14 protein-coding genes and 1 pseudogene are annotated in these 14,336 nt (G+C 65.5%); 4 read left to right on the top strand and 11 right to left on the bottom strand.

Translation table 11 applies throughout. The features are described 5' to 3' along the window. Positions 1 to 37 precede the first annotated feature (37 nt). On the top strand, positions 38 to 1,156 hold the full coding sequence (gene rlmN, locus ACFX43_RS26045; protein WP_378841159.1) for a 23S rRNA (adenine(2503)-C(2))-methyltransferase RlmN: 1,119 nt from the start codon (positions 38 to 40) through the stop codon (positions 1,154 to 1,156). Positions 1,157 to 1,266: 110 nt separating this feature from the next. On the opposite strand, the gene ACFX43_RS26040 is transcribed toward rlmN, so the two are convergent. From ACFX43_RS26040 to ACFX43_RS26025, 4 genes are all read right to left on the bottom strand, one after another. Continuing rightward, positions 1,267 to 2,322 carry a hypothetical protein gene (locus ACFX43_RS26040; RefSeq protein WP_378838089.1) on the bottom strand — a complete coding sequence of 352 codons (1,056 nt, stop codon included), beginning with the start codon at positions 2,320 to 2,322 and terminating at the stop codon, positions 1,267 to 1,269. A 296-nt stretch (positions 2,323 to 2,618) separates the two neighbouring features. Beyond that, positions 2,619 to 3,593: an amidohydrolase family protein gene (locus tag ACFX43_RS26035; protein ID WP_378838084.1), complete on the bottom strand. Its 975-nt coding sequence runs from the start codon at positions 3,591 to 3,593 to the stop codon at positions 2,619 to 2,621. Between the two features lie 34 nt (positions 3,594 to 3,627). After that, on the bottom strand, positions 3,628 to 4,866 hold the full coding sequence (locus ACFX43_RS26030) for an FAD-dependent oxidoreductase (protein ID WP_378838080.1): 1,239 nt from the start codon (positions 4,864 to 4,866) through the stop codon (positions 3,628 to 3,630). A 4-nt stretch (positions 4,867 to 4,870) separates the two neighbouring features. Next, entirely contained in the window at positions 4,871 to 6,115 is a 1,245-nt protein-coding gene (locus tag ACFX43_RS26025; protein ID WP_378838067.1) for an MFS transporter, read from the bottom strand. A 137-nt stretch (positions 6,116 to 6,252) separates the two neighbouring features. Here ACFX43_RS26025 and ACFX43_RS26020 point away from each other — a divergent pair, with 137 nt between their 5' ends. Together ACFX43_RS26020 and ACFX43_RS26015 are read left to right on the top strand one after the other, a co-directional pair. Beyond that, positions 6,253 to 7,188, top strand: coding sequence for a LysR family transcriptional regulator (locus tag ACFX43_RS26020; protein ID WP_378838064.1), 936 nt, complete (start codon positions 6,253 to 6,255; stop codon positions 7,186 to 7,188). Between the two features lie 99 nt (positions 7,189 to 7,287). Continuing rightward, positions 7,288 to 7,478, top strand: a pseudogene (locus ACFX43_RS26015) (23S rRNA (adenine(2503)-C(2))-methyltransferase RlmN); the annotation flags it as partial. 20 nt (positions 7,479 to 7,498) lie between these two features. Here the strand turns inward: ACFX43_RS26015 and ACFX43_RS26010 are convergent. The 6 genes from ACFX43_RS26010 to ACFX43_RS25985 all read right to left on the bottom strand — a co-directional run bounded on the left by ACFX43_RS26010 (position 7,499) and on the right by ACFX43_RS25985 (position 12,968). After that, the gene (locus tag ACFX43_RS26010; RefSeq protein WP_378838057.1) at positions 7,499 to 9,001 is read right to left on the bottom strand and encodes an amidohydrolase family protein; all 1,503 of its coding nucleotides are present in this window, start codon (positions 8,999 to 9,001) and stop codon (positions 7,499 to 7,501) included. Between the two features lie 23 nt (positions 9,002 to 9,024). Beyond that, on the bottom strand, positions 9,025 to 9,345 hold the full coding sequence (locus tag ACFX43_RS26005; protein WP_378841215.1) for a hypothetical protein: 321 nt from the start codon (positions 9,343 to 9,345) through the stop codon (positions 9,025 to 9,027). After that, positions 9,237 to 9,584 (bottom strand): MFS transporter, encoded by a 348-nt coding sequence (locus ACFX43_RS26000; RefSeq protein ID WP_378838050.1) that lies wholly within the window; start codon positions 9,582 to 9,584, stop codon positions 9,237 to 9,239. Before ACFX43_RS26000 ends, ACFX43_RS26005 begins: the two co-directional genes overlap by 109 nt. A gap of 56 nt (positions 9,585 to 9,640) precedes the next feature. Next, positions 9,641 to 11,206 carry an FAD-dependent oxidoreductase gene (locus tag ACFX43_RS25995; RefSeq protein WP_378838047.1) on the bottom strand — a complete coding sequence of 522 codons (1,566 nt, stop codon included), beginning with the start codon at positions 11,204 to 11,206 and terminating at the stop codon, positions 9,641 to 9,643. Positions 11,207 to 11,220: 14 nt separating this feature from the next. Next, on the bottom strand, positions 11,221 to 12,018 hold the full coding sequence (locus tag ACFX43_RS25990) for an alpha/beta fold hydrolase (RefSeq protein WP_378838041.1): 798 nt from the start codon (positions 12,016 to 12,018) through the stop codon (positions 11,221 to 11,223). An 89-nt stretch (positions 12,019 to 12,107) separates the two neighbouring features. After that, a complete protein-coding gene (locus ACFX43_RS25985; RefSeq protein ID WP_378838034.1) occupies positions 12,108 to 12,968 on the bottom strand; it encodes an alpha/beta fold hydrolase in 861 nt (286 codons plus the stop codon). Positions 12,969 to 13,033: 65 nt separating this feature from the next. On the opposite strand from ACFX43_RS25985, the gene ACFX43_RS25980 reads away from it, so the two are divergent. Then, on the top strand, positions 13,034 to 13,747 hold the full coding sequence (locus tag ACFX43_RS25980; protein ID WP_378838028.1) for a TetR/AcrR family transcriptional regulator: 714 nt from the start codon (positions 13,034 to 13,036) through the stop codon (positions 13,745 to 13,747). Positions 13,748 to 13,821: 74 nt separating this feature from the next. Here ACFX43_RS25980 and ACFX43_RS25975 read toward each other — a convergent pair whose 3' ends face one another. Next, entirely contained in the window at positions 13,822 to 14,256 is a 435-nt protein-coding gene (locus ACFX43_RS25975) for a hypothetical protein (protein WP_378838025.1), read from the bottom strand. Positions 14,257 to 14,336 lie beyond the last annotated feature (80 nt).

The following is a 14,336-nucleotide window of genomic DNA, read 5'->3' as shown; positions in this document are numbered from 1 at the left end:
ACCGGCCCCGCACAGCCCTGAGGCCGAGGCCGCCGCGATGGAGGGGCGCCGCCTGCCCCTGGTGATGGCGCCGCCCAAGGGTCGCGGGAAGCCTCCGCGCCACCTGGCCGACCTCGACCTGGCCGGCCGTCAGGACGCGGCGAAGGAGGCAGGCCTTCCGGGGTTCCGGGCCAAGCAGCTCTCGGTGCACTACTTCGAGCGGCTGGTCGACGACCCCGAGAAGATGACCGATCTCCCGGCGGCGCAGCGAGAAGAGCTCGTCAACACATTCCTGCCCGACCTGATGACGCCGATCCGTCAGCAGGAGGCCGACAAGGGCACCACCCGCAAGACGCTGTGGAAGCTCTTCGACGGCGCTCTCGTCGAGTCGGTGCTGATGCGCTACACCGACCGCGCCACGGTCTGCATCTCCTCCCAGGCCGGCTGCGGCATGGCCTGCCCGTTCTGCGCGACCGGCCAGGGCGGTCTCGAGCGCAACATGTCGACCGCCGAGATCGTCCATCAGGTCGTGGTCGCGGCCCGGCAGATGGCCAGCGGTGAGATCCCCGGCGGCCCCGGTCGTCTCTCCAACGTGGTCTTCATGGGCATGGGGGAGCCGATGGCCAACTACAAGGCGCTGATGGGCGCGGTCCGCCGACTCACCTCGCCGGCACCCGAGGGCCTGGGTCTCTCGGCGCGCCACGTGACCGTCTCCACCGTCGGCCTCGTGCCTCGGATCAAGCAGCTCACCGAGGAGGGCATCCCGGTGACCCTCGCCCTCTCGCTGCACGCACCCGACGACGAGCTGCGCAACGAGCTCGTCCCGATCAACACCCGCTTCTCGGTCGCCGAGACCGTCGACGCCGCCTGGAACTACGCGCGGGTCACGAAGCGCCGGGTCTCCATCGAGTACGCGATGATGCGCGGCATCAACGACCAGGGCTGGCGCGCCGACCTGCTCGCCGACGTCCTCAACTCCTACGGCGACTGGGGCTGGGTCCACGTCAACCTGATCCCGCTCAACCCCACCCCTGGCTCCAAGTGGACCGCGAGCGACCCGGAGGACGAGCGCGAGTTCGTACGCCGCCTCGAGGCCAAGGGCATCTCCACCACCGTACGCGACACCCGCGGCCGCGAGATCGACGGCGCCTGCGGCCAGCTCGCCGCCGCCGAGTGACGCGCGGGCTGTTCTTCCGGCTGTGAGTGTTCGCTAGGCGTGTTTCACGCTCGCCCGACACGGCTCGTTGGCGCGGGTCAAGGTGACGGGCGGTGTCGGATCTGGTGGACTCAGCTGCGACGACGCCAGAACAGCTGACGCCTCTGGTGTTCAGGCACCGTGATCCCGATGGCTTCCTGACGCCACTTTCGTCCGGCGACCACCGGCGGGACCGCCATGCCCCGTTTTGTGGCGTGCCAAGTGGCAGTCCACTCCTGCGGGTCACGCGAGATCGCGGCGAGCGCCCCTGTCGCCGCCTCTTGCGGTGTGCGTCCCGCACGGTCAACCCGCAGAAACACCTGATAGCCAGCCTCGTCCGAGTTCCAGTCTGAACTGCCGATGTACAAGGCAATCTTGAGCAGACTGTGGTCCGCATGGTCCTTGGCTACCCAGTCAAGCCGCATGCCCATGGACGCGAGGCGCTCACGATCTACGCCAGCGAGGGTCAGCCTCGCAGCGGTGTCTTCGGGGCGCTCCCATGTCGTGTCAGCTCCGACTCGGGCGACCTCCGCGTCGTACTCGTCTGCCGTGAACGAGGCTCCTCCACGAACCGGGGCTTCAAATTCCCAGTCCCAGTGGACCGCGTTCTCGTCACGAGTAATGACGACATCGGTTGAACCGCATCCGTACTCACCGCACTCGCACCTGGCGATGCCGACCTGATGTGGGGTTGCCGTGGCTACGAGCCGGTTGTCCGGGATCAGGAGGTCGAACGGATCCATGCCCATGCCCGCGCCGAGCCGCGTCATCTCCACGTCATTCACGTACACGAGTACCTCGTGCCCGGAGAGGTCGGGTTCGGTACTGCGTACCTCAAAGCGGACGGTGTCTCGTGGAAGGCGGGTGACGACGGCGCCGTTGCTTCCAATGACCTGCGTTCGAGGCATGGCCCCGGGCTGGGGAAGTCCCAGCTCCTCCAGGATCGCAGCGACGAGTGCCTTGATCTCATCGGTTGGATCTTTCGGGGAAGCCCCCGCGAGCATGCGAAGGCTCGGGCTGTCGATGCCATCAACGAGGCAGTTCACGGCAGCCTCAATGACTTCCTCGGGACCGCGCCACAGTGGTGGCGCATTCCAGCGCGTGGCTGCGTCGTACAGCAGCAACTGGCGTGAGGGATGTTCCGACATGCGTCGATCATCCGCGATGGGGCGCCGTGATCGCGAACGATTTGCTCGGAGTCATGCGGCGTGAAGATGGGTGCACTCTAAGACAGATTGAGCCCTCTGAAACCGGCTGCGCTTCAGCTAGGGACGGAGCGAAGGAAGCGCGAGATTCCAATGCCCATGAACGAACTGTGAAAGCGTTAAGTGAACCGCCGCTCTGGCGAGGAAAACAGGAGGGGCTGGCTCGGGGATTACAGATTCGTCCGGTTATAGACGTGAGATGGGGCCACGTGTGCCGCTAGCTTAGTGGGCCGGTCACCCTAGATGTGAAAGAGTTTGCGAGCGTTTCCGTTGGCGATCTTCACGAGGTCGGTTTCGTTCAGTTCGACGGCATCGAACCATGTGGCGGCTTCCCTCATGTCCTCGAACGGATAGTCCGCGGAGAACAGGATTCGATCAGACCCGACTTCCTGGATTGCGTTGAGCAGCGCTGGTGTGCGGAAGTTCCCGCTGGTGGTGACATAGAAGTTGTTTCGCAGGTAGTGGCCAAACGTGTGCTGGACGTTCAGGCCGCGGGGAGCGACCGCTAGTCGATGATCGGTGCGCCAGATGTTGAACGGGAGTAGTTCTCCGAGGTGGCCGAGGATGATCTGGATCCCGGGGTGGCGGTCAAAGACTCCGCTTCCCATCAGTCGAAGAGCGTGGGTGGCGGTCTCCACGGAGAACGCCCAGGCTGAGCCGTAGAGCCAGGGGTGGCCGGAGTATTGCGGGCTGGTCGACTCCAGGGGATCGCGAGGGTGGAGGTAAATCGGGACGCCGAGTTCAGCCACGGTTGCCCAAAAGACGTCGTAGCGAGGGTCGTCCAGGTACACGACGGTCTGTTCGTCTCCTACCTGGGAGAAGCCGTTGATCAGAGCGCCCACGAGACCGAGCTCGACGACAGTTCGTCGAAGTTCAGCGGTCGCGGCCTCGGGGTCCTGCATCGGCAGTGCTGCGAACGACGCGAACCTGTCTGGACGCTGGGCGACCTGGGTTGCGACATAGTCGTTCAGACGTGCGGCCCAGTCGATGGCTTGGGCTGGGTTGTGCAGCGACTGGATGCCGGGGGAGAGAAGGGAGAGGACCGCCTTCTCGATTCCGCACTGGTCCATGGTCTGGAGGCGCTCCTCGTGGAGGTCCAGCAGCCTGGCGCGGTGCGCGGGCCACGCGTCAGGGGTGAAGTGGGTTGCGGACTGCTCGACGATATTGGGGTCGACGGCTCCGAAGTGTTCCTCGAGCGCGATCTTGGACAGCATGTGAACTCCTTGATGATGTGTAGGGACCGGGTGGTCAGGGCAGGCGTGCGTTTTGTTTGTTGAGCTCTTCACGGACGAGCGGAGTCGTGGGCTCTTTGCCCGAGGCGACCGCAGCTGCGGCCACGCCGGCTGCTTGGCCGGTGGCGAACGCGGTCCCCATGACTCGCATGGAGGCACCTGCGCCGCGGTCGCCGTCGACCGCGCGTCCAGCGGCGAAGAGGTTGTCGGTGTTTCGGCTACGGAGGACGTCGAGCGGGATCCCGTAGTGCCCGGGCTCTCCGATGTACTTCCACTCCAGCGGCAGCCCCGGCCCGGGGTGAGACTCGATCGGCCATGCGCCGAGCGCGACGGCGTCGTCGGTCGGCCCCGGGTTCAAGACGTGCTTCTCGGTGAGCTGTACCCGCCCCACAACGTGGCGCGACTCCCGGGTCCCGAGCTCGGGGCCGGTGCTGGCGATGTACGCGCCATCGCATCCGGGCATGGTCCGGATGACGCGCAGGTATGCCTGGGCTTGGCGTCGGGCGGAGCGCTCGGCACGACTGGTGTCTGCGGCGTCCCGGGCGTCATAGGCTTCGTCAGCCAGGTACGTGATGAGGTCGTGCGAGATCGGCATCCGGGCTGTGAGCCCTGTGTCGCCGGTCAGGCCCTCTACGCCGGCGCGCTTTGCTTGCCGAACCGCCTCGGCGATCTGTTCCCGGGTGAGCTCGACGTCGGCAGGAATCCCGCCGAACCGGACCCCGAGGGTGCCATTGAGCACCCAACCGTCGTTTCCGTAGCGGACTTCGGCGCCGGCACGATGTGCCAGGTCCGCTTCTCCTGTTGCGTCAACGTAGGCGCGTGCGGTGAGTTCGTGGACTCCCGCGTGGTCGCTTACCTGGACACTTGCGATGCAGTTTCCGTCGCGGTGGGCGTTGAACAGCTGACTGTGGAGCAGGACGGTCACGCCCGCTCGCTCGCAGAGCTCGTCAGCGACTCGCTTCACCGCTTCGGGATCGAAGACCGCGGCGACTGCTTTGAACTGCTGCGGTCCGGTTATCGCGTCGAGGTCACGCAGCCCGGCAAGCATCTCCTCAGCTACGCCGAAGACCACTTGGCGTGACTCCAGGGTGTAGAGGCCGCAGTAGGCGACGACGTTGCGTAGGGTCGCGGCGCCGCCGAGACTTGGACCTCGCTCGATGAGCAGAGTGCGGGCTCCGCGCCGTGCTGCTCCGACGGCAGCTCCGATACCGGCTGATCCGCCGCCGGCGACAATGACATCGAAGTCGGAGTTCATCTGTTCAGTTCCTTCCAGCGGTGGCGGTGGACTCGGTGAGGGCTGTCCCCGGATTCGGGGCGGTCTCGCGGACACGGCTGATGAGCACGGCGCCGAGCAGCGGACCGACAGCCAGGGTGGCGAAGGCCCAGAAGAATGACTGAGTCTGGGCGAACACCATCCCGAGGACCACGGGCACGGCGGCGCTTCCCAGCTGCCAGAAAGCGTTGGTGGCGCCGGCGGCGGAGCCCGCTAGGCGGGCTCCGGCCAACTGCGGAATGAGGGCCACCAACAGGGGGCTGTAGGCGTACGCGAAGACACCTAGCAGTGGGGCCACCCAGTAGAAACCGGTGAGGCCATCCTGGAGCCCGAACAGGATCAAGGAGGCCGAGAAAGCGATCAGCATGATCGTGGCTAGCGTCTTGCGTTGCATGTCGAGGATGTCGGAGAGGACACCGACTACAGGCTTCGCAGCGATCGCGGCGATGCCGAAGATGACCACGACGCCCCCGGCCTTGACAGGTGAGATGTCGCTGCCTTTGATCATCAGCGCGTTCGACCAGGTGATGAAGCCGTACGTTCCCCACAGCGCGCAGAACCCGCCCAGGCCCAGCAGCCATAGGTCACGATTGCTGGAGAGTTGCCGCAGGTCTGGGACCTGTCGGCGGGTGGAGGTTGTGTTGGTGGCTTCGCGGATGAAGACGAGGCACAGGACTGCCACGACCATCGAGGCCATTCCGAAGAAACGGTAGGAGGCCTGCCAGCCAGACGCCTCGATGAGCCGGGGGACGACAGCGTTCGCGATGACCACTCCAAGTGAGGTGGCAGTCATGAAGACGCCCATCGCGAAACCTCGATCGCTCGCCGGAAACCACTGCGTGATGGCCTTTACGCCGGCTGAGTAGTCGCACCCGGCAAAGATGCCGATACCTGCCTGGAACGCGATGCCGACAGCGGCCGACTCGGCTTGTCCGAAGAGCAGCATGAAGCCGCCGGCCAAGAACAGCGAGGAGCCCATCATGACGCGCGGACCCAGCCAGTCGGTGAGGAGGCCTCCTGCGGCATTAGAGATGACGTATCCGATGTAGTACCCAGTTGCGAACACTCCGAGAGCTCCGAGGGAGACGCCCAAGTGATCGGCCACGGAAACCGAGGCAGGTCCCCACGTGGACCGGTCGACTGCGGTCATCGTGAACGCCAGCCAGGCCAGGATCAGGATGACCCAGCGATATCCATGTCGTTCGGTTGTGGATTCGACGAATTGACTCATGTCGAGAACCCTTCAGAGGAGGCGGGAGATCTGCCTGCGAGGCAGATCCGGCAGAATGAGCAGGAGTGAGATGGCCATCACATTCCGCGTTGCCACTAGTACAAGCGCTCATTGATGGTCCCGTCCAATACCTAGTGATGAGGAAGGGCATGCCTGGCGGGCATGGCCTGGCCTGGAGGAAGTCCGTGGAACTACGTCACCTGCGCTACTTCGCTGCCGTTGCTGATGAGGGCTCGATGTCTCGGGCTGCCGATCGGCTCCACACCACTCAGCCATCGTTGAGCAGGCAGCTCAAGCAGCTTGAGCGCGAGATCGGCAGTCCGCTCTTCGCGCGAACACACACCGGGACGGCGCTCACAGGGGCGGGGGTGGCGCTGCATCGCCACGTGCAGCTCCTGCTGAGGCTGGTGGATGCCATCCCTGACATGGCGCGAGACCAGGATGTCCGCGCTCGGGAGCTGGTCAACCTTGGAGTCCCGCCGGGAGTTCCTCAGGACCAACTGATCCGGCTCCTTGACACCGTACGAGAGGCGGTCCCTCGAGCAGCGCTCTCGTTGACCGAGGCAAGTAGTCGGGAGCAACTGCGCCTATTACACGAAGGTCGGCTGGATCTGGGTATGACCCGGGAACCACCTGAATCAGGCAACGCCGAACCGCTCTTCTCGCAGGCGTTCGGTGTCGCGGTCCGCCCTGAACACCCGCTGGCAGTTCAGACGAGCTGCTGTATGGGTGATTTGTCCGGGCTGCGGGTCCTGGCACACAGTCGCCAGCAGGTCCCCGTCGTTGACGACCAGCTCGTGGTTGCCGCCCATGACTCGGGTGCCGTCCCCCTATGGCAGTTCGTCCAATTCTCGGAGTACGCCTTAGCTGCGGCACATTCGGTTGAAGCGGACGCAGTACTCCTCATCGAGCACTCGGCACGACGACTACTGCCCGACTGGCCTTGGCTCCCCTTGGCTGGGACGGAACTTCAGCTCGTCACTTGGCTCGTGTGGCCACGCGAGACGCGGGCAATTGTGGACCAGGTAGCCCGCGTCATGGCCGCTCAAGAGGGGAAGCTGCGCCCTCGGTGACTGTGGTCGGTCGTGTCGGGAGGAGGGGCAGAACGCCGGGGCCACCCACGAGGTCCCGTCGCGGGATGAGTCGACGGGTTGGCAGGTCCAACTCGAGACGGTGCACCTGTATTCGTGTTGTGCCCGCTCAACCCCACCCCTGGCTCCAAGTGGACTGCGAGCGACCCGGAGGACGAGCGCGAGTTCGTACGCCGCCTGGAGGCCAAGGGCATCTCCACACCGTCCGCGACACCCGCGGCCGTGAGATCGACGGCGCATGCGGGCAACTCGCGGCTCAGGTGGACGAGTAGGGGCGAAACAGGCAATGGATTCAGTTCGTGGTGCGGTCCTCGATGGCGGGCTGCTGGCTCTTGCCGGACTGGGCGAGCATGACCCGGAACACCGTGTCGTCCAGCCCACGGACCTGTAGGGCCTTCCCCACGAGTCGAGCTCCGAGCGCGGTGGCTCGGTCCAGTGGGAATGCTGCTCGGACGTAGGTGTATGCCTGGTCGAGACTCTGCTGGGTCGTGGCCGTGAAGATGCGCTCGGCGGCCTGCTGAAGACGCGCCTCGATCCCGTGCCGGTCGGTGCCCACCAGTTCCCCGTCCCGCTTGACGATCCGGCCGTCAACCATGACCAGCTCGACGTCGCCCGCTCCGGCTTGTACGACGACGGTCTTGACTGGGTCGAGGAGAGGTGACAGGTGGTGTTCGGCGGTCCGCACCAGGATCAGGTCGGCGCGCTTCCCGACCTCCAACGTGCCCACCTCGTCGTCCAGGCCGGCCGCGCGAGCGCCCTCGATGGTGGCCGCGCGCAAGACGTGCTCCGTGGTCAGCTGCAACTTCTCGGGCATCATCCTGTGGGCGCCGAGGTCGTCGTTGGCGGCCATGCGCCCGGCGGCAAGTGCCAAGCGCATCTGGGTGAACAGGTCCCCCGAGCCACCCGACACGATGTCCACCCCTAGGCCACAGGCCACTCCTGCGTGCCGTGCGGCTGGCCAGATCGGAGTCCCCATGCCCATCTGCATCTCGCTCTCCGGGGTCACCGAGATCGAGGCGCCGACGCTCGCGATACGTGACAGGTCCGCGTGGGATAGCACGTTGCCGTGCACGAAGAGTGTGCGGTCATCGACCAAGCCCTTGTTCAGCAGCCGGGTGACATAGCGAGTGCCGCGGGCGAACGGCCCGTTGGCGACGTGCACCGAGAACCGATGCGCGTCCAGACGCCGGGCAAGATCCACCTCCGAGACGGTGTAGTGCAGGGGCGCGAAGAGAAAGTCGCTGCCGCTGATCCCGAACCGGATCAGCCCGTCGCTGACGGGCAGCCTCGCGGCGCGAAGCCTCTCCGCGTCCTGATGGCGCCAGCGAGAGGTGAAGGTTCGTTCGGTCTCGATGGGTACGTCGGGGTCCGCCACGTCGGGCAGGCCGTAGCAGTAGACGGCCCGGATGCCCGCGTTCTCCAGACCTGTGAGCAACGCGTCGGCATGGTCCGGGGTGGCGACCAGGTGGGCATTGTCGACCACCGTTGTCACTCCAGCGTTGAGCGCATCCAATGCGCCGGCGTAGTTGCCCAGCTCCGCGTCGCCAGCGGTGAAGTGCGGCGCGTAGCCGTAACGCACACGGGCCATGTAGTCGTAGAGGGATCCGTCGGCCAAGGTGGCTCGCAGGATCGACTGCCAGGTGTGCCTGTGCGTGTCGACCATCCCGGGCATGACGATGCCTGTACGCGCGTCGATCACCTCGGCATCGGTGACTCCGAGGTCTTGTCCGATCGCGGCGATCCGGCCGTCCTCGACCAACAGCTGGTTGACCCCAGGTGGGGCTGGCTCGGCCATGGTCAACAAGTTCGCGTTGGTGATCAGTGTTCGTCGGGACATACATCCACCTCGGATCGTGTGCGGCTTGCTGAGCCGACTTCGGGGTGGGGGCTCAGCGTCGGGTTGAGTCGTGGAGCGATCAGGCTGAAGACTCCGTTGTTCACGGTCTGTTCCAGCGCAACGCCCACATGGGGCATGACAGTTCTGAGGGTCCGGGCATCCCCTACGACAGGGATGGAAATGCCGGCGTACATCACCGTGAAGAAGGTCGATGCCACCTCGGATCGTCTGTCGGCGGGTGCTTGCTCGTTGACCAGCGTGAGACCGGTGCGGAAGGTGATGCCCTGCCCCAGCCCCGCCACGGTGGCGGCGACGAGGAGCAGCGGGAGCGACGCTGTTCCGAGTGCGATGGCGAGCAGACGATCGCGGTGGTCGCCGTCCCGGTGAAGATGCCGGCCGCGAGGCCTGCGAGCACGCGACCCGCCAACAACAGGTCCACGCCGTGGGGGTTGAGGAAGACCAGGTCGCTGGTCGACGCACACGCGAGCCCGAGCAACAGTATGGGCTTTCTCCCGGTGACGTCCGAGCTGCGCCCCGGCATCAGGAGGGCGGCTGCAGTGGAATTCCCTCACGGCAGGACGGGCCGATGAACGGGCCTCATACGGAGCCACGGAGCGGACGAGCACCTGAGCCCTTATCCCGTGGCCGAGGTGTCAACAGCGAGATCGCGGCCTCCGTCTTGCTGACCATGTCTCCCGAGGCGATCGACGCGAGATGGCCGTCTGGGCGCACCAGGAACAACGTGTCCTCGCCGACTCCGTACGAGTCGCGGAAGCTTCCGTTGCGATCAGTCAGAACAAGATCGGCGGTAGAGGACTGTGCCTCGACAGCCACCGTCCTCAGGGCCGCGCCAGCCGCTGGCCACTGGATCTGGCTCAAGGCGCGAACCGCTCCGTCGCCGTAAGCGATGACTGTGAGATGTGGGCCTCGGTAGGTATCGAACATCCTGGTGGGCTTCCCGTCGGCATCAACCATCACGGCATCTGGCGCACGGTCGCCGACGTTGAGCTGGCTGGTGGTCTGTTCACCGGCGGCCGCCAGCGGACCGCCTCGATAAGTGATCCCGAGCTGCTGTTCGTCCTTGCCTCGACGGATGCTTGTCGGATCGAGTTTGCCGATGGCCTCGTACTTCTTCGTCGACAGCCCGAGGACCCCGGCTGCGATGGGCTGGCGCTCGGCCTCATAGGAGTCGAGAAGGGCGTCATGAGCTCCCGCGAGGACTTGGCCGAGCTTCCATCCGAGGTTGTAGGCGTCCTGGATGCCGGTGTTGAGGCCTTGAGCGCCTGCGGGGGTGTGCACGTGCGCTGCGTCCCCTGCGATGAAGGCCCGGCCTTGGCGATAGGTGCTGGCGAGCCGGATGTTGGGGCGGAACACCGACCTCCAGCGAACGTCCTGCAGCTCGACGCCCGATGCGTGGGTGTGGGCACGGATCCGCGTGTTGATCTCGTCGAGATCGGCGGGTGGGTTCTCGTCCGGCGAGAGCCGGATCATCCATTGGAAGAGGTCGCTGGCGGGCAGTGGGCACGCCGCAACGAAGCCTCCACGAAGCCGGGGCCACATGTGCCACCGGTTTCGGGAGAGCCCCGTCGTGGTGGCGTCGACGATGAGGATGCGGTCCTGCTCGTCGGTTGACCCGACGAAGTCGATGCCAAGTGCGGTGCGAGTCGTGCTCGCCCCACCGTCGGTGCCCACCAGGTACCGGGCGGTGACGTGTTCGACGCCCCCCGCCGTGGCGAGCTTCGCGGTGACCGCCCTGTCGTCCTGGGTGAATTCGGTGATCTCGGTGCCGTACTCGACCTTGCCGCCCAACTCGACAAGCCGGGCGTGCAGCGCTGCGTCGGTGGCGAACTGAGGAATGAGCCATGTGTTGGGATATGGCACGTCGGCGGTGGCTGCGCGGTTCTTCATCATGCGCCACGGAATCACTGCGCGACCGAGGTGGATGCCGAGCTTGGGATATAGGCTCCCGTCGTCGAGGACGCGCGAGAGGACGCCGAGGTCGTCGAGCACCTCGAGTGTTCGGGGCTGGAGTCCCTTCGCTCGGGAGCCTTCAAAAGAGTGCGGCGCCTTGTCGACGACCCGGACGTCAAGACCGCGACGAACCAGGTCGATCGCCAACGCCGAGCCGCTCGGGCCGGCACCGGCTATGAGTACGTCGATCACGTTGTCATCTGTCTTCATCGTTCGGGCCGTTCTGCTGGGTTGGTGGTGAAGGATGCGACCAGGTGCGCTACCTCGTCGGGTCGCTCGAGTGGCGTCATGTGTCCGCACTGCTTGATCACGTGACTCTGTTGGGGCTGCAGGAGTGCGCGAGCCTCCTCGAGGCTGGCGATCGGGGTGACGTGGTCGTCGTCGCCCCAGATGAGCATGGTGGGAATGCCCGAGAGACCGGTGCTACGGAAGAGCTCGGCCCGGCCGTGCAAGGGCAGATTCTGCAGCGTGGAGAACAGCGCGTACATGGAGCCTTGGTAGCGGAAGGCGTCACGCACCATGCGCGTCAGGACCGCCGCACTTGCGTCGTCCCGCACGTTGTGGTCCAGGTGGCTCTCCAAGAGTCGCCGTCCGAGCCGTCTGCCGACGAATGCGGCAGCATGATCGCTCTTGAAGAGCCAGCGGCTCGCCGGGGCGGCGGATAGCCCTGCCGGCCCGGCAAGAGTCAGGCTCTTGATGTCCGAGCGTCCCGCCACGTACGCCATGGCGATGACCGCGCCCATCGAAGTCCCGAAAACGTGGTGACGCGGGAGTCGAAGTGCGTCCACGAGTTCCGTGAGCTGGCCGGCGAAGAGTGTCTCGTCGTAGTCACCCATCAGTCGCTGCGAATACCCGCGTCCGTAGGCGCTGAACGCAAGCGTTCGGAATCCCAGGTCGTGCAAGTGCTCTGCCAGACCGTCCCAGTAGAACAAGGGAACGGTCAACCCTCCGGTGAGGACGACGGTCTCGCCGTCCTCGGGGCCAGTCAACTCATAGTGCGTCACGCCCTGGGAGAGCTCGACGAAGCTTCCGCGTAGGTCACGCCGCGCCCGGTCGTCCAGGACGAGGTCCTCTCCCTGCCCAACGAAGTACTTCATGGTCGCGCCCCGTCCTGCCTCGTGCGACCGCCGTGGGGGTCCGGGTTACCTCCCAGAAAATCGCGGACCCGCGCGGCGACCCACTCAGGGTCCTCTTCGGGCAGCAAGTGCCCCCCGGTCGGGTGAGTCATCTCGACCGCCCCTGGGATGTCCCGGCCGAAATGCTGACCGTCGATCGACACGCTGCGAAGCACGAGCGTCGGTACGGCGACAAGAGGAATCAGGTTGCTGCGGTCCTCCTGATCCATATTCGCGAGGTCGACGAAGGCGGATCGGTTGCCGGGAAGGCTCATCATGGCGTGGACGCGGTCGACCATCGCCTCATTCACGATCGACGGTCGACCGACAAGAGCGCGAAGGTTGCGTTCCGTTGCACGCTTCGGAAGCCAGCGCCGCAGCAGCGGTCGGAGGATCGGGTTGCGAGCCAACCGCATGCCCATCGGGAGCGACTTCTCGGGATAGCCCGTGGCGTTGATGAGCACCAGGTTCTCCACGCGAGTGGGTTCGGCCAGGGCGAGGTTCCAGCCGATGTTCCCGCCGAGCGAGTTGCCGACGACCGAGAAGCGTCCCAGGCCAAGCTCGGTCATGAACCCAGCGACCGCGTCGACGTATGTCGGCACCCGGTAGTCCCGATCGGGGCGCGGCCCGGTGAAACCGAAGCCAGGAAGGTCGAGGGTGATGACATCGAACGAAGTGGAGAGATGCTCCGCGACGCGCTCGAAACCGTGAATCGACGAACCACTCCCGTGGAGCAGCAGAAGCGCGCGTCCAGTGCCGGAGCGCTTGAAGTGCAGACGCATGTCGCCGACGAAGGCGAATTGGGAGTCCGGATCCGGACCGAGAAGGGAAGAGTTCATAACGGCTACAGTGTTGTCGTTATTGTTGAAGCTTGTCAATGCCTATCGGCTACGATGTAACCGATATGAACGAACGCTCCGATTCCGTCACCACTGCCGAACCGACCTCAGGTCCTGACGGTGACGTCGACGTCTCTGCTTCGGGCCGCTCGCGCGGCCGTCCGCCTGTCCCGAAGGAACGAATCTTGGCGACAGCGCTGAAGATCGTTGACGAAGAGGGTGCCGAGGTGCTCTCGCTCCGCGTTCTGGCGCAACGGCTGGACTCCAGCACCGCGACGCTGTATCGACACTTCTCAAACCGGGCCGAGCTGATCAACCACCTGATCGATCACACGCTCGGCGGGGTCCCCGTTCAGGCCGATGAACTACGAAGCCTCGGCTGGGAGGACGCGTGCCGGGCTATGGCGACCTGGATGTTCGAGAATCTCCGGAGCCATCCGAACATCGCACCCCTACTGCTCGCCCAGGCGCCCACGGGTCCTAATGCGATGGCATTGCGGGAGGTGGCTCTCCAGGTGCTTCTGGACGCCGGGTTCTCGCCACGTGTCGCGATCCGCTGCTACGCGACGCTCGCGAGATTCGTCCTGGGTTTCGCCATCCAGCTCAACGGCGAGGAAACAGAAGATGTAGCACTCGCCGAGGCCTATCGGAACTCCGGCGAGGACAACCTCCCGGCGACCGGCGCCGTGGCCGCCTTTGTCCCGGTTCCCCTGGATGACGAGTTCAGCTTCGGCCTCGACCTCCTGTTGGCCGGACTGGCCCAACTGCGGTCGCGCTAGGTCATCGCCATCACCGTCCGCGACACCCGCGGCCGTGAGATCGACGGCGCCTGCGGTCAGCTCAAGCCCCTGGCTCAAGCCCCTGGCTCGGGCCGGCGCTCGTGGCCGTGTCGGCCTTGGGTGCGGCGGGCTTCCTTCAGCTCCGACTCGTACAGGTGCCGTTTCCCCTCGACGAGAGTGTCGCGAGCCTCCTTCTCCAGCCGCTTGAAGGTGGCGTAATAGCCGTCGTCGTACTCCTCGACGATCTGAAACGTCCACCTACCCTCGAGCACGTTGCGTCCTACGAGCTCGTGCTCGAACGTGTCCGCGAGCTCGGTGTGGCCGGCCTCGCGCAATTGCTGGACACCCTTGCCGAGGGTGAGGTCGGCAGTGCCGGTGATGCGATGCATCGCGTACAGATGACCGCGGGCGATCTCGATCGCTTCGAGTGCCTCGCTGATGGAGCCGAGCGCCTCGACGGTGAGGTCGTCGACGCCTTCGGGCCGGATGTGCTCCTCATCGGTGGTCATGCCGCGATCGTGGCAAAGTGAGCGGGCGGGCGGCAAGCCCCAGATTTTCTGAGAGTCACGCGGTGTTTCCGCTGATGACA

It is taken from the genome of Nocardioides sp. YIM B13467 (genome assembly GCF_042788075.1).
In the GTDB taxonomy this organism is placed as follows: Bacteria; Actinomycetota; Actinomycetes; order Propionibacteriales; family Nocardioidaceae; genus Nocardioides.
This window is presented reverse-complemented; position numbering and strand designations above follow the sequence as displayed.

Coding starts and splice junctions, on each gene's coding strand:
- rlmN (WP_378841159.1), top strand. CDS start 38: ATGGAGGGGCGCCGCCTGCCCCTGGTGATGGCGCCGCCCAAGGGTCGC.
- ACFX43_RS26040 (WP_378838089.1), bottom strand. CDS start 2,322: ATGTCGGAACATCCCTCACGCCAGTTGCTGCTGTACGACGCAGCCACG.
- ACFX43_RS26035 (WP_378838084.1), bottom strand. CDS start 3,593: ATGCTGTCCAAGATCGCGCTCGAGGAACACTTCGGAGCCGTCGACCCC.
- ACFX43_RS26030 (WP_378838080.1), bottom strand. CDS start 4,866: ATGAACTCCGACTTCGATGTCATTGTCGCCGGCGGCGGATCAGCCGGT.
- ACFX43_RS26025 (WP_378838067.1), bottom strand. CDS start 6,115: ATGAGTCAATTCGTCGAATCCACAACCGAACGACATGGATATCGCTGG.
- ACFX43_RS26020 (WP_378838064.1), top strand. CDS start 6,253: ATGAGGAAGGGCATGCCTGGCGGGCATGGCCTGGCCTGGAGGAAGTCC.
- ACFX43_RS26010 (WP_378838057.1), bottom strand. CDS start 9,001: ATGGCCGAGCCAGCCCCACCTGGGGTCAACCAGCTGTTGGTCGAGGAC.
- ACFX43_RS26000 (WP_378838050.1), bottom strand. CDS start 9,584: ATGCCGGGGCGCAGCTCGGACGTCACCGGGAGAAAGCCCATACTGTTG.
- ACFX43_RS25985 (WP_378838034.1), bottom strand. CDS start 12,968: ATGAACTCTTCCCTTCTCGGTCCGGATCCGGACTCCCAATTCGCCTTC.
- ACFX43_RS25980 (WP_378838028.1), top strand. CDS start 13,034: ATGAACGAACGCTCCGATTCCGTCACCACTGCCGAACCGACCTCAGGT.
- ACFX43_RS25975 (WP_378838025.1), bottom strand. CDS start 14,256: ATGACCACCGATGAGGAGCACATCCGGCCCGAAGGCGTCGACGACCTC.